Below are 13984 nucleotides of genomic sequence, written 5' to 3'. Positions count from 1 at the left end.
CTGGACGCGGGCCCTCTTCTTCTTTTTGACGGCGTGCCGTGTGGCGGGCGGCTGTCGCTCAGCCGTGCACGACGCGACCGGCCACCAGCGTGTGGCGCGCGCGCCCCTGCATCGGGTAGCTGGAGAACGGCGTGTGCTTGCCCTGGCTGCGCAGCGCCTCGGGCACCACCTGCCATTCGAGCGACGGATCGGCGATGCACAGGTCGGCCACGCCGCCCTCGGCGATGCGGCCGATGCCGCTGGCCGCGTCGGCCGCGTTCAGCAGGCGCGCCGGCGCCGAGGTGACCACCTCGATGGCGCGCGACAGGCCCGCGCCGCTGCGCTCGCCCCACTGCAGCGCGAGCGGCAGCAGCAGTTCGAGGCCGGTGGCGCCGGGCTCGGCTTCGGCAAAAGGCAGGGTCTTGGCGTCGGCCTCGACCGGCGTGTGGTCGGACACCAGCGCGTCGATGGTGCCGTCGGCCAGCGCGGCCGAGAGCGCGTCGCGGTCGCCCTGCTGGCGCAGCGGCGGGTTCAGGCGCGCGCGGCTGTCGAAGAAGCCGATGTCGGTGTCGGCCAGGTGCAGCGAGTTGATGCTGACGTCGCAGGTGATCGGCAGGCCCTGCGCCTTGGCCTCGCGCACCAGCGCCACGCCGCGGGCGCTGGAGATGCGGCACAGGTGCACGCGCGCGCCGGTGCTCTTCATGAGCTCGATGATGGTGAAGATGGCTATGGTCTCGGCCGCCACCGGCACGCCGCCCAGGCCCAGCCGCGTGGCGAGCGCGCCGCTGGCGGCCACGCCCTTGCCGAGGTCGCGGTCCTGCGGGCGCAGCCACACGGTGTAGCCGAAGGTGCTGGCGTACGACAGCGCGCGCTGCAGCACCTGCGTGTCGGCCAGCGGCACGTCGGCCTGGCCGAAACCGATGCAGCCGGCCTCGGTGAGCTCGGCCATTTCGGTGAGCACGCCGCCGGCCAGGTTGCGCGTGAGCGCGCCCAGCGGGAACAGGCGCGCGCACTGCAGCTTTTCGGCGCGGAACTTGAGCATCTCGACCAGGCCAGGCTCGTCGAGCACGGGGTCGGTGTCGGGCGGGCACACGAGGCTGGTCACGCCGCCCGCGATGGCCGCGGCCATTTCGCTTTCGAGCATGCCTTCGTGCTCGTAGCCCGGCTCGCGCAGGCGCGCAGCGAGGTCGACGAGGCCGGGGGTGACGATGCAGCCCGTGGCGTCGAGGGTGCGCTCGGGCTTGAAGCCCGCCGGTGCGCGTCCGATGCCGGCGATCCTGCCGTCGGCGATGGCGATGTCGGTCTGTGTGTCGGTGCCCGAGGCGGGGTCGATGACGCGGCCGTTGGTGATGAGGATGTTCATGCTTCGTTACCGGCGACGATGCTCATGACGGCCATGCGGACCGCGATGCCGAAGGTGACTTGCGGGAGGATCACGCTCTGCTTGCCGTCGACCACGGCGGAGTCGATCTCGACGCCGCGGTTGATCGGGCCCGGGTGCATCACGATGGCGTCGGGCTTGGCCAGCTGCAGCTTTTCCTGCGTGAGGCCGAAGGTCTTGAAGAACTCCTGCGACGAGGGCAGTAACGCGCCGCTCATGCGCTCGTTCTGCAGGCGCAGCATGATGACGACGTCGCAGTCCTTGATGCCTTCTTCGAGCGTGTGGCACACGCGCACGCCCATGCCGGCCATGTCGGCGGGCACCAGCGTCTTGGGGCCGACCACGCGCACTTCGGCGCAGCCGAGCGTGGTGAGCGCATGGATGTCGGAGCGCGCCACGCGCGAATGCAGCACGTCGCCGACGATCGCGACCGTGAGGTTCGAGAAGTCCTTCTTGTAGTGGCGGATCGTGTACATGTCGAGCAGCCCCTGCGTCGGGTGCGCGTGGCGGCCGTCGCCGGCGTTCACCACGTGCACGTGCGGCGCGACGTGCTGCGCGATCAGGTAGGGCGCGCCCGACTCGCTGTGGCGCACCACGAACAGGTCGGCGGCCATGGCGCTCAGGTTGGCGATGGTGTCCAGCAGCGACTCGCCCTTGGTGGCCGAAGAGCGCGCGATGTCGAGGTTGATGACGTCGGCCGACAGGCGCTTGGCCGCGATCTCGAAGGTGGTGCGCGTGCGCGTGCTGTTCTCGAAGAACAGGTTGAACACGCTCTTGCCGCGCAGCAGCGGCACCTTCTTCACCTCGCGGTCGCTCACGCTCGTGAAGTTGGCGGCCGTGTCGAGGATGTGCGTGACGATGTCCTTGGGCAGGCCCTCGATCGACAGCAGGTGGATCAGCTCGCCGTTCTTGTTGAGCTGCGGATTTCGCTTGTAGAGCATTACTTGTTGTCCTCCACCTTGAGGCTGAAGGCGCCGTCGTCGGCGCGCGCGAGGGCTAGCAATTGGGTGTCGGGCAGCTTGAGCGTCGTTGCCGCGAAGTCGGCTGCGACGGGCAGTTCGCGGCCACCGCGATCCACCAGCACGGCCAGGCGCACGCAGGCGGGGCGCCCGAAGTCGAACAACTCGTTGAGCACCGCACGAATCGTGCGGCCGGTGTAGAGCACGTCGTCGAGCAGCAGCACGTCGGCGCCGTTCACGTCGAAGGGCAGCGCGGTCTGCGCGCTGGCCGAGAGGCCGCGGCGCGCGAAGTCGTCGCGGTGCATCGCCGACGAGATGACGCCGGGGGCACCGGCCAGGCCCAGGTCTTTTTGCAGGCGCTCGACCAGCCAGGCGCCGCCGGAGGTGATGCCCACCAGTTTCGTCTCGGGGCGCATCAGCGCCTTCACGCCGGACAGCAGCGTCGTGTAGAGCGCTTCGGCATCGGGGATTGAACTCACGGGAGACTCCTCAAAAACTGTTCCAGGATGATGCAGGCCGACGCCGCGTCGGCGTCGCGGGCGCCGGACGACAAGGCTTCGGTGGTGCTGTAGCGCTCGTCGACCTCGAACACCTGGAGATTGAAACGGCCGCGCAGCTGGCGCGCGAACTTCTGCGCGCGGCGGGTGTTCTCGTGCGGGGCGCCGTCGGGGTGGTAGGGCACGCCGACCACCAGGGCGTCGGGCTGCCATTCCTTGATGCGCGCCTCGACCTGGGCAAAGCGGGCGTCGGCGCCCTCGGCCTTGATGGTGGCCTGCGGGGTCGCCGTGCGCAGCAGCCGGTTGCCGCTGGCCACGCCGGTGCGCTTGGCGCCGAAATCGAAGGCCAGGAAGCTCTGGAAATGCGCGGGAACGGGAACGGAAGCAGGGGCGGATGCGGGCGCGTCGGACATGACGTCGCTCATGCGTGACCCGCGTCGGGGGACAAGGTCCACGCTTCGAGCCCCAGCAGCATCAACGCCTTGTCGTAGCGCTTTTCCACCGGTGTATCGAAGATCACGGCCGGGTCGGCCAGCACCGTGAGCCAGCTGTTCTCGGCCAGTTCGGACTCCAGCTGGCCCTCGCCCCAGGCCGAATAGCCCAGCGAGACCAGCACCTTGCGCGGGCCGGCGCCGGTGGCCAGGGCCTCCAGCACGTCCTTGGAGGTGGTCATTTCGAGCCCGCCGGGGATGGTCATGGTCGAGGCGTAGACCGATTCCTCGGGCTTCTCGGCCTGGGTGAACACCGGCTCGTGCAGCACGAAGCCGCGCTCGGTCTGCACCGGGCCGCCCTGGAAAACGGGGGCGTCGCCCAGTTCGGGGCGGGCCAGATGCAGCTCGATCTTCTCGAACAGCACCTTGAGGTTGATGTCGCTGGGTTTGTTGATCACCAGCCCGAGCGCACCGCGCTCGCTGTGTTCGCAGAGGTAAACGACGCTGCGGTTGAAAGTTTTGTCTTCCATCCCCGGCATCGCGATCAGAAAGTGATGCGTCAGGTTCATCGGGGCAGAATCGGCAGCCATATGCCCCCGATTTTACTGGCCGTAGACAAGACCTATCCCAAAGGGCTCATGTGGTTTCGCAGGGACCTGCGGGTGGACGACAACGCGGCGCTGTACCGGGCCCTGCGGGCCTGCCGGCAGGTGGTCTGCGTTTTCGTGTTCGACCGGGCGATCCTGGACGCCCTGCCCCGCGCGGACCGGCGGGTCGAATTCATCCGCGAATCGCTGGTGGAGCTCGAAGCCGAGCTGCGCGGCCTGGGCAGCGGGCTGATCGTGCGGCACGCGGTGGCCGCCGAGGAGATCCCGGCGCTGGCCCACACGCTCGACGTGCAGGCGGTGTTCGCCAACCGCGACGACGAACCCGACGCACTGGCGCGCGACGCCCGCGTGCTCGGCGCGCTGGCCAACACGGGCATCAGCTTCCACACCTTCAAGGACAGCACCGTCTTCGACCGCGACGAGGTCATGACCAAGGCCGGCCTGCCCTACACGGTGTTCACGCCGTACAAGCGGGCCTGGCTGGCGAAGGTGGATTCGTTCTTCCTGAAGTCGTACCCCGTGCGCAGCCACGCCGACGCGCTCGCCCCGCCGCCCCCGGCCCTGGGCGGGCCCGTGCCCACGCTGGGTGAGATCGGCTTCGAAAGCACCAACCTCCAGACGCTGGAGATTCCCACCGGCACGCGCGGCGCCGGCGCGCTGTTCGAAGATTTCTTCGAGCGCATCGACCGCTACGACGAGGCGCGCAACTTCCCGGCCGTGCGCGGGCCCAGCTACATGGGCGTGCACCTGCGCTTCGGCACGGTGTCGATCCGGCAGCTGGCCAGCGTAGCGCACCAGCTGGCGCTGCAGGGCAACAGCGGGGCCGCGACCTGGCTCAGCGAGCTGGTCTGGCGCGACTTCTACTTTCAGATCCTGGCGCACTTTCCGCATGTGCACGCGAACGGCGAGTCGAAGAGCTTTCGCCCCGAGTACGACAAGATCCAGTGGCACCACGGCAAGCACGCCGACCAGCTGTTCGACGCCTGGTGCGAGGGCCGCACCGGCTACCCGCTGGTCGACGCCGCGATGCTGCAGATCCGGCAGAGCGGCTACATGCACAACCGGCTGCGCATGGTGGTGGCGAGCTTCCTGTGCAAGGACCTGGGGCTGGACTGGCGGCGCGGCGAACGCTACTTCGCGCTGCACCTGAACGACTTCGAGCTGGCCTCGAACAATGGCGGCTGGCAGTGGGCCAGCTCGACCGGCTGCGACGCCCAGCCCTACTTCCGCATCTTCAACCCGGTGACGCAGAGCGAACGCTTCGACCCCGAGGGCAAGTTCATCCGCCGCTACCTGCCGCAGCTGGCGGGCCTGTCGAACGTGGCGATCCATGCGCCGTGGCTGGCCTCGCCGGTCGAGCTGGAGGCGGCGGACGTCAGGCTGGGCGAAAACTACCCGAAGCCCGTGGTGGACCACGCCGAGGCGCGGGAGAAGACCATGCAGCGCTATGCGGCGGCGCGGGCCAAGGCCCTGCAAAAGCCGTAACCAAGAAAAAAGGGCCCCGAGGGGCCCTTTTCTTTTGCGCGCCGATTGCCGGCGCTGCCGAAGCCGGTCAGGCCACCGCCAGCGCGGCCGGCTCGCTCGTGTAGGCACGCACCAGGCGCAGCAGTTCCTCTTCCGAGTACGGCTTGCCCAGGTAGTGGTTCACGCCCAGGTCGCGGGCGTACTCGCGGTGCTTCTCGGCGATGCGCGAGGTGATCATGATGATCGGCAGCTCGGCCAGGGCCACGTCGGCGCGGATGTTGCGGGCCAGGTCGAAGCCGTCCATGCGCGGCATCTCGATGTCCGACAGCACCACGGCCGGGCGCTCCTGCTGCAGCCGCTCGAGCGCCTGCAGGCCGTCGGCCGCGAGCGACACGCGATAGCCTTCGCGCTGCAGCAGGCGCTGCGTGACGCGGCGCACGGTGATGGAGTCGTCCACCACCAGCACGAGCGGAATTTGCGGCACCACCGGGGCAAAGGCGGCCGGCGTCTGCGGCGCGCCGGTGTCCACCGAAGCGGCATGCGTCGGCGCGGCCAGCGCGGCGGTCTGGCGCGCACGCGCCTGGTCGCCGTGCACCGCGGCCAGCGCCACCGGGTTGTAGATCAGCGCCACCGCGCCCGAAGCCAGCACCGAGATGCCGGCCAGGCCGGGCAGCCGCGCGAGCTGCGGGCCGAGGTTCTTCACCACGACTTCCTGGTTGCCCAGCACTTCGTCCACGTGCAGGGCCACGCGCTGCGCCGCGCTTCGCACGATCACCAGCGTGTTGTTCTTGGTGGCGGCGTGCTCGCTGCGGATGGAATGCTGCAGCAGCGCGCCGGCCCAGTAGAACGGCACCTGCTCGCTGCCGAAGGCGAAGCTGTGGTTCAGGTAGGCGGCCTCGAGGTCGGCACCGCTCACGCGCTGCACCAGTTCCACGAGGTTCGACGGCACGCCGATCGACACCTCGCCCGCGCGCAGCATCACCACGTGCGTCACGGCGGTGGTCAGCGGCAGCACCAGCTTGAAGGTGGTGCCCTGGCCCGGCGTGCTGTGCGTTTCGATGCGGCCGCCGAGCGCGGCGATCTGCGCGCGCACCACGTCCATGCCGATGCCGCGGCCGGCCAGTTCGGACACCTGCCCTGCCGTCGAGAAGCCGGGCTTGAAGATCAGCTCGGTGGCTTCCTCGGGCGACAGGTCCTGGTCGGGGCCGAGCAGGCCGAGGGCGCGGGCGCGTTCGGCGATGCGCTTCTGGTCGAGGCCGGCGCCGTCGTCGCGGAAGCTCACCGACACGTCGTTGCCTTCGTGGTGCAGGTCGATGACGATGAGGCCGCTGGCGTCCTTGCCGGCCTTCTCGCGCGCCGCCACATCCTCGATGCCGTGCGCCACGCAGTTGCGCAGCAGGTGTTCGAAGGCGGGCGTCATGCGGTCGAGCACGCCGCGGTCCATTTCGATGGAGCCGCCGACGATGTCCAGGCGCACCTGCTTGCCGGTGTCCTTCGAGGCCTGGCGCACCACGCGGTACAGGCGGTCGGAGATGCCTTCGAACTCCACCATGCGCGTACGCAGCAGGCCGCGCTGCAGTTCGCGCGTCTGGCGTGCCTGCACGCTCAGGTCGTCTTCCGTGGCCTGCACGGTCTTTTGCAAGGTGCGCTGCACGGTGGCCACGTCGTTCACCGACTCGGCCATCATGCGCGTGAGTTCCTGCACGCGGGTGAAGCGGTCGAACTCGAGCGGGTCGAAGCTCTGCTGCGAATCCTTGGCCTGTGCCAGGCGCGACTGCATCTGGCTTTCGGCCTGCACTTCGATGTCGCGCAGCTGCTGGCGCAGGCGGTCGAGGTTGCCCGTGAGGTCGGCGAGCGAGCCGCGCAGTTGGCCCAGTTCGGCCTCCAGGCGCGAGCGCGTGATGATGACCTCGCCGGTCTGCGCGACCAGGCGGTCGAGCAGCTGGGTGCGGATGCGCACGGCCTGGCCCGACGCTGCACGCAGCGGCGCGAGCAGGGCCGGCGCGGGGCGCGGCAGCAGGGACGACGGGGCTTCAGCGGCGGCTTCGGCGGAAGCCGCTTCGGCCTGGTCGTCGTTCGCCGACTCGCGAACCTCGGGCGCCGCCTGCACGCGCTGGATGGCGGGTGCGGTCGGGCTGGCGGTGGCGATCAGCTGGGCCACTTCGACCTGGGCGGCGTCGTCGGCCGCGCGCAGGGCGTCGAAGGTGTGTTGCAGCGTGTCCAGGCGGGTGAGCAGCTTCTCGATGTCGGCCCGCTCCGCCCCCTGGGAGCCCAGCAGTTCGATCTCGGACTCCATGCGGTGCGCGCGCTCGCCCAGGCGCATGGCGCCGGCCAGCCGGGCACTGCCCTTGAGCGTGTGCAGCGTGCGCAGCACCGAGGCGCGCGGCGCGGCGTCGTCGGGGTGGTGCGACCACTGGCGCAGCGCCTCGCCCAATTGCGGCATCAGTTCGGCAGCCTCTTCCTCGAAGATCGGGAACAGGTCGACGTCGACCGCATCGGCCAGGTCGATGGCGTCTTCGTTGTCGTCCAGTACCACGTCGGCAAAGGCGTCGTTGGCAACGACCTGCTTGGGCAGCAGCGTCTCGAAACGGGCCGCGGCGATCTCGGGCGGCATCGGTGCAGCGGCGATCTCGCGCAGCGCCTGCAGCGTGGCTTCGGACGGGTCGCGCAGGAAGCCGACCGCGAACTGGTGCAGCAGGCGACGCAGCTCGTCGGCCGCGGCGACCAGCACGACGCCCTGTTCGCGCGTGCCGCTGCCCTGCATCTGCAGGTGCTGCAGCGCCGATTCGAGCAGGCGGGCCATGCCCGACAGGCTGTGGAAGCCGACGGTGGCCGAGCTGCCGGCCAGCGAGTGGGCCAGCGCGATGGTCGAGTCGGGCAGGCGCTCGTGGGTTTCGAGCGCCCATTCGCCGACATCGGTCGCCAGCTGGCGGGACCATTCGTCAGCTTCGTTGAGGTAGACGTTGTACAGCGCGATGCCGATGCGCAGCGGGCCGATCACCTTGACCTGGTCTTCGGCGCTCGGCGCGATGGAAGACTCGGGTTCAGGAATGGCCTCGGCCAGCACGGGCTCAGGCTCCGACACGGGCTCCGGTTCGGCCATGACGGCGGCTGGCAGCTCTTCGACGACAACGGGGGCTGGGGCTTCGGGGGCGACTTCGATGGTCGCCGACACAGGATCCGGCTCCGGCTGCACTTCGACCGGCACGTCCAGCGCTGGCAGTTCTTCGGCCGCTTCGATGACCTCGACAGGTGCCATCGTCTCGGCGACAGGTTCTGCGGCAGCCAGCGGCAGCGGCTCGGGCGCCCATTCGAGATCGGGCAGGCCCGACGCGGTCGGCACCGTCGCTGCGATTTCCGGCGCGGGCTCGGGCTCGGCGTGCGACACGGCGGGCTCGGCCGGTGCATGCGTCTTCGGGGGCGCGAGGAAATCGAAATCGTCGCCGCTGGGCAGCACGTCGAGCGGCGCGGGTGCGGTGCTCTGCTTGCCTTCGAAGTCGAGGAAGTCGGTGGACGCGAAATCGTCGTCGGGCTCGGGTGTGACAGGCTTGGTCGGTGCGTGTGGCGCTTCTTGCGCCTGCTGCCAATCGGAGAAGTCCAACGTGGCGTCAGGGGCTGCGACATCTTGCGGCGTCAGCGACAGGTCGGGGAGCTCAGGCAGCTCCGGCAGCGCGATCGGCGCCGGCTCGGCGGCGATGTGGCGTGCGGCCACCGCGAGTGCTTCGGCATCGGCCACGCGCACCGGTGCGGGCACGGGCTCGCCAGCCAGCAGCGCGTTGGCCACGCGGCTGAACGGTGCCGAGTGCCAGGTGCCCGCATCGCCGGCAGCGATGGCTTCGACCCACTGGCTGAAATCGCGCAGCATGCGCTCGGTGCTCGACAGCAGCTCGGGCGTGGCATCGCGCTGGTCGGCCAGCCAGGTGTTGAGCACCTGTTCGAGCGACCAGGCGGCATCGCCGAAGTCGGTGAGGCCGACCATGCGCGAGCTGCCCTTGAGCGTGTGGAACGCGCGGCGCAGGATGGTGAGTTCTTCGGTGTCGCCGGGACGGTTGCCGAGCGCGGCGATGGCCGCCAGGCCGTTGCCCACCACTTCGCGGGCTTCGTCCAGGAAGATGTTCTGCAGGTCGTCTTCTTCGAGCTCGGTGACCTCGGTGTCGGGCAGCGCCGACGGGCCCGTGATCTTGGTGGTCCAGCTCTCGGCCTTGCGGCTGAATTCCTCCAGCGGCGACGGCTTGGTCTTGCGGTTGGGCGTGGCCAACGCGGCGAGCTTGGAGGCGATCTGCGCGTCGACCTCCTCGATGCTGAGCACGGGCTCGGCGGCCGGTGCGGCGGCGCCTTCGGCCGGGGCCGCGGCATCGATGGCCTGGCGGCCCATCAGCGGCTTGAGTTCACCGGCTTCGGCGTCGAACACGAACAGGCGCTTGGCCAGTGCGGGCTGGTAGCCCAGCATGTCGATGAGGAAACCGAGCGCGCCCAGGTTGTTGCCGAGCGCGTCGAAGGTGGCCATTTCCTCGACGGGCGAGCGGTTGACCTGCAGCATCTGCTCGACGTCGTCGCGCATGCGTTGCACGGTGTGCGCGGCCTGCTCGAGCCCCAGCACCGAGAACACGCCGCGCATCTGCATGAGCTGCGTGGGCACGGTGCGCAGCAGCGGCTTTTCGGCCGGGCGGCGGAAGTACTGGTCGAGCGACTTCTCGAGTTCGCTCAGGTGGCTGCGCAGCTCGTCGACCACGGTGCCCATGGTCTGGCGGTCGCTGACGCGGCGGTACAGGTCCTCCATCCACGGCTCGAGCGGCTCGGAACGGCCGCCGTCGCGCACGCGTTCGATGCGGCCGGCCAGCTGCAGCGTGCGGGCCGTGAGCTGCGGGTCGCTGGGGTCGAGGTCTTCGAGCGCGGCTTCGAGGTACAGCACCGAGGTGGCGACTTCCATCGCCAGTTCGGTGTCGGGCGGCTGGCCGGAACGCACCGAGGCGTCCACGGCATGCGTCAGCGCCTGCACCATCGGCTGGCTCGGCGGGTGCAGCTTCAGCAGCGATTCGCCGAGCTGCGCGAAGGTGTCGGCCACCTGCCGCGTGCGCGTGATGTCGCCGCCCGAGAGCGCCGACCACATTTCCTTGGCGGTCTCGATGCGCTTGCGTGCCTGCGAGAGCACCAGTGGGTCGAAGCGGCCGAACTGCACGACGGTGTAGTCGACGCGCGGCTCCTGCGTCACGCCCCAGGCGCTGCGCACGGTGCGCAGCGTGGCGGCGTCGTCCTGCGCGCCGGGCACGGCCTGGGCGCAGAAGAAGAGCAGGTCCTGGCCGAGGCGGTCGGACACCACGCTGTCGCCGCGCGCCAGCGTGGCGTACTGCAGCAGCACGCGCGAGGCGGCGCGCTTGACGTAGGTGTCGGCGGGAATCAGGCCCAGCGCGAGGGCTTCGAAGAAGCCCGCGGCCAGCGTCCAGAAGCTCGCCACGCGCGGCAGCAGCGCACCGCGCCCGAGTCCCAGGCACAGCGCATGCAGCCGTCGCGCGGCCTGCGCGTCGCCACTCTTGACCAGCTGCAGCACCTCGCGGTCGAGCCGCGAACGCACGGCCGGGTCATAAGCGAGCGCCGCTTGCGTGAGGGCCGGCTTGACCTCGACCCAGCGCCAGGCGGTGCTCCACAGGTCCGCCGGATGGACGCGCTCATTGCCACCCAGCTCCAGCACGTCGCGGTACTGCGGGAACAGCGCCACCGACGACACGGCTTTGCCGGCCAGCAGTGCGCTGAGGAAATCGGTGACGGCGAAGCCGGCACGCTCGATCTTGTGCACGGCACTCTCGGTGCAGCGCTGCGGCTCGGCGATGAAGCCCTGCACCGCGAATTCGATGGTGCCCAGCACCAGCGCGGGCGAGCTGTGGCCGACCATCTGCAGCGCGCCGACGGCCTGGTGCAGTTGCTGGCGGGCCATCTGCAGCGGACCGCTCTCGGGCTCCGTGGCACTGCCCACGTCGCGCACGAAACGCCGCAGCGACTTGCCGACACCGTCGAGGGATTTCTGGATTTCTCCCAGCACCCAGGCCAGCGGCCCGAGGTCTTCGGTGGCCGGCAGGTTGCCGGCGAGGGGGGCCGTGGCAGGGGTTTGAATCGACACGTTGATTGCTCGCCGTTCTTTATCTGTCAGTTTTTCACTGGGCGCCACGCGCCCTCAATGCATCCAACCATCGCGGTCACTTCAAGGGACACCGCGGAACCGGCTTTGCCGGGCCGCTGGTGTCGCCCCCGGAAGGGGGTTGCCGAAGCGACACGAAGTGCGCGAAGGCTGGGGGAGAGCTTCATCACGCGATCTTGAAACGAGCCACGGAGCGACGCAGTTCTTCGGCCATCTGCGAGAGCTCGCGCACCTGCTGGGCCGTGGTCCGCGTGCCTTCTCCGGTCTGCTCCGTCACCGCAAAAATGTGCTGGATGTTGGCGGCCACCACGTTGGCCGAATCGGCCTCGCGGGAGGCAGACTGCGAAATCTGCTCGATGAGGTCGGCGAGTCGGCGCGACACGCGGTCGATCTCGGACAGCGCGGTGCCCGCGTTGTCGGACAGCTTGGCCCCTTCGACCACACCCTGCGTGGAACGCTCCATGGCGCCCACCGCATCCTGCGTGTCGGTCTGAATCGCCTTCACCAGCGCCGAAATCTGGCGCGTGGCGTCTGCGGAGCGTTCAGCCAGTCGCTGAACTTCTTCCGCCACCACCGAGAAGCCCCGGCCGGCTTCACCGGCGGATGCCGCTTGAATGGCGGCGTTCAGGGCCAGCACGTTCGTCTGTTCGGTAATGTCCGAGATCAGCTCGGTGATTTCGCCAATCTCTTGCGACGATTCGCCCAGGCGCTTGATCCGCTTGGAGGTTTCCTGGATCTGGTCGCGGATGGAGTTCATACCGCCGATGGCGTTCTGCACGGCCTGCAGGCCCGACGATGCGGCTTGCAGCGACTGGCGCGCCACCGTGGCGGACTCTTGCGCTTGCGAGGACACGCCGTTGATTCGCTCGGCCATGGTCAGCACCGACTGGCCGGTTTCGCGAATTTCGCGCAGCTGTTCGGTCGAGGCGGCGAGCAGTTCGGTCGAGGTGTTTTCCACCTGCGACGTCGTCTGCGCCACGCGGGTTGCCGTGTTCTGCACGTTGCCCACCAGCAAACGCAGTTCTTCCACCGTGTAGTTCACCGAGTCGGCGATGGCGCCGGTGATGTCCTCGGTCACGGTCGCTTCCTGCGTCAGGTCGCCTTCGGCCACTGTCTGCAGTTCGTTCATCAGGCGAAGAATGGCGGCCTGGTTGGCGTTGTTCACGCGGCCGGCTTCTTCCGATGCCTGCTCGGCAGCCAGACGCTCGCGTTCGGCGACGGCGGCACGTTCGCGGCCTTCGCGCACCTGCACGAAACCGATGGCGCCGGCGAGCGCCAGGGCGGCCAGCGACAGCACGAAGAGCAGCACGATGGTGCCGGCGCCCAGGCCGGTACGGGCCGAGAGCTTCTCTTGCAGTTCGCCCAGCGACTTACGCAGCGGCTCGCTGTCGGTCAGGATGGACGCCTGCGCTTCGCGCGCGGCCACCAGACCTTGCAGGTTGCCCAGAATGGCGGAAGCCTGCGTGCGCATCTGCTCGTAGGTCTTCAGAATGGCTTCGAGCTGCTGGCGCGTCTGCGGGTCTTTCGAGCCGGGGAAGCGCTGCTGCGCGTTGCCGTCGAGCAGGCCGCGGGTGGTTTCCTGGAAGGTGTTCAGGTCCTTGCCCAGCAGGAACACGGCGTCGGGGTTCACACCCTCGACCGTGAAGAACTCGTTGGTCGACTTGCCGATGCGCTGCGTCAGCATCACGAGCTGGCCGGCGGCCGAGATCTCGGGCAGCGTGGCGTTCTGCTGCATCTTGAGCGACGCGACGGTCTCCGTCATTTCGAGCAGCGTGGACGACTGCTGGTTGATGTCGCGCAAGGCGGCGCCCACCTGCGTCAGGATCTGGCGCTGGGCCAGCACGGCCTTGGCGCTCGCGTCGGCGCGGGCGACCAGCGGGTTGATCTTGTTCATCTCCTCGTCGTACTGGTTGCCGACGGCTTCCAGGCGCAAGGCGTCGTCGCCGTTGGTCAGGCCCTGCACGCGGCGCGAGAGGTCGTCGGCGCTGTCCTTCACTTCGACGAACGCCGAGGCGCTGCCGACGAGGGCCTGCGAGATCGACTTGGCCAGGCGCTGCGACTGCATCAGCGACTGGCCGGTGGCCGCCACCTGCTGCGCCAGGCGTTCCGCGCGAAGGATGGCGGAGCCGGCCACCAGCAACAGCGCCAGCACCACGATGGCCAGCATGATGGCCAGCACGCGCTGCTGCTTGGCGGGGTTGGCGCCCATGCCGCCCGCGGCGGGGGCCAGCGGAGCCGCTTCGAGCGTGGCCGCGTTGGCGGCTTCGACGGACGCCGGGTCGCCCAGCGCGTCGATGCCGCCGAAGCCGGTGTCGGCTATGGCGGCGGATGCGCCCTCGCCCTTCTTGGCGAGGCGGATCGTTTTTTCGTCCGGAACCTGAACCGTGTCGACATCGTCGAGCGATATCGAACCGGAGCCGTCGACGCGGGCCTTGTCGTTCCCGTTGGTCGCGGGGAGTAATTTCTTGAACTTGTCGGCGATCGAGCTCACGGTCGGTCCTTCAGGTGGTTGCCAGTGCCATGTGCCGAAGC

Annotated in this window: 8 protein-coding genes; 1 reads left to right on the top strand and 7 read right to left on the bottom strand. The window is 69.2% G+C overall.

The annotated features are described in order from the left end of the window. Window positions 1-58 precede the first annotated feature (58 nt). Genes AC1RLW_RS26960 through AC1RLW_RS26940 form a run of 5 tightly spaced genes read right to left on the bottom strand, consistent with a single transcriptional unit; the run spans window position 59 to window position 3837 of the window. Window positions 59-1342, bottom strand: a complete 1284-nt coding sequence (locus AC1RLW_RS26960) for a dihydroorotase (protein WP_493195739.1) — start codon at window positions 1340-1342, stop codon at window positions 59-61. After that, window positions 1339-2301 carry an aspartate carbamoyltransferase catalytic subunit gene (locus tag AC1RLW_RS26955; protein WP_056577783.1) on the bottom strand — a complete coding sequence of 321 codons (963 nt, stop codon included), beginning with the start codon at window positions 2299-2301 and terminating at the stop codon, window positions 1339-1341. The genes AC1RLW_RS26960 and AC1RLW_RS26955 overlap by 4 nt, the downstream gene beginning before the upstream one ends. Continuing rightward, complete coding sequence (pyrR, locus tag AC1RLW_RS26950) at window positions 2301-2798, bottom strand: bifunctional pyr operon transcriptional regulator/uracil phosphoribosyltransferase PyrR (protein WP_056577781.1); 498 nt, start codon at window positions 2796-2798, stop codon at window positions 2301-2303. The genes AC1RLW_RS26955 and pyrR overlap by 1 nt, the downstream gene beginning before the upstream one ends. Then, the gene (gene ruvX, locus AC1RLW_RS26945; protein WP_370870130.1) at window positions 2795-3241 is read right to left on the bottom strand and encodes a Holliday junction resolvase RuvX; all 447 of its coding nucleotides are present in this window, start codon (window positions 3239-3241) and stop codon (window positions 2795-2797) included. Before ruvX ends, pyrR begins: the two co-directional genes overlap by 4 nt. Next, complete coding sequence (locus AC1RLW_RS26940) at window positions 3238-3837, bottom strand: YqgE/AlgH family protein (RefSeq protein WP_095948042.1); 600 nt, start codon at window positions 3835-3837, stop codon at window positions 3238-3240. Before AC1RLW_RS26940 ends, ruvX begins: the two co-directional genes overlap by 4 nt. Here AC1RLW_RS26940 and AC1RLW_RS26935 point away from each other — a divergent pair, their 5' ends adjacent. Beyond that, window positions 3838-5340, top strand: a complete 1503-nt coding sequence (locus AC1RLW_RS26935) for a cryptochrome/photolyase family protein (protein WP_493195738.1) — start codon at window positions 3838-3840, stop codon at window positions 5338-5340. Between the two features lie 67 nt (window positions 5341-5407). On the opposite strand, the gene AC1RLW_RS26930 is transcribed toward AC1RLW_RS26935, so the two are convergent. Both AC1RLW_RS26930 and AC1RLW_RS26925 read right to left on the bottom strand, forming a co-directional pair. Next, on the bottom strand, window positions 5408-11434 hold the full coding sequence (locus AC1RLW_RS26930; RefSeq protein ID WP_493195737.1) for a hybrid sensor histidine kinase/response regulator: 6027 nt from the start codon (window positions 11432-11434) through the stop codon (window positions 5408-5410). 184 nt (window positions 11435-11618) lie between these two features. Next, complete coding sequence (locus AC1RLW_RS26925; protein ID WP_493195736.1) at window positions 11619-13943, bottom strand: methyl-accepting chemotaxis protein; 2325 nt, start codon at window positions 13941-13943, stop codon at window positions 11619-11621. Window positions 13944-13984 lie beyond the last annotated feature (41 nt).

The organism is Variovorax sp. GW822-FHT04A09, from assembly GCF_058801005.1.
This window is presented reverse-complemented; position numbering and strand designations above follow the sequence as displayed.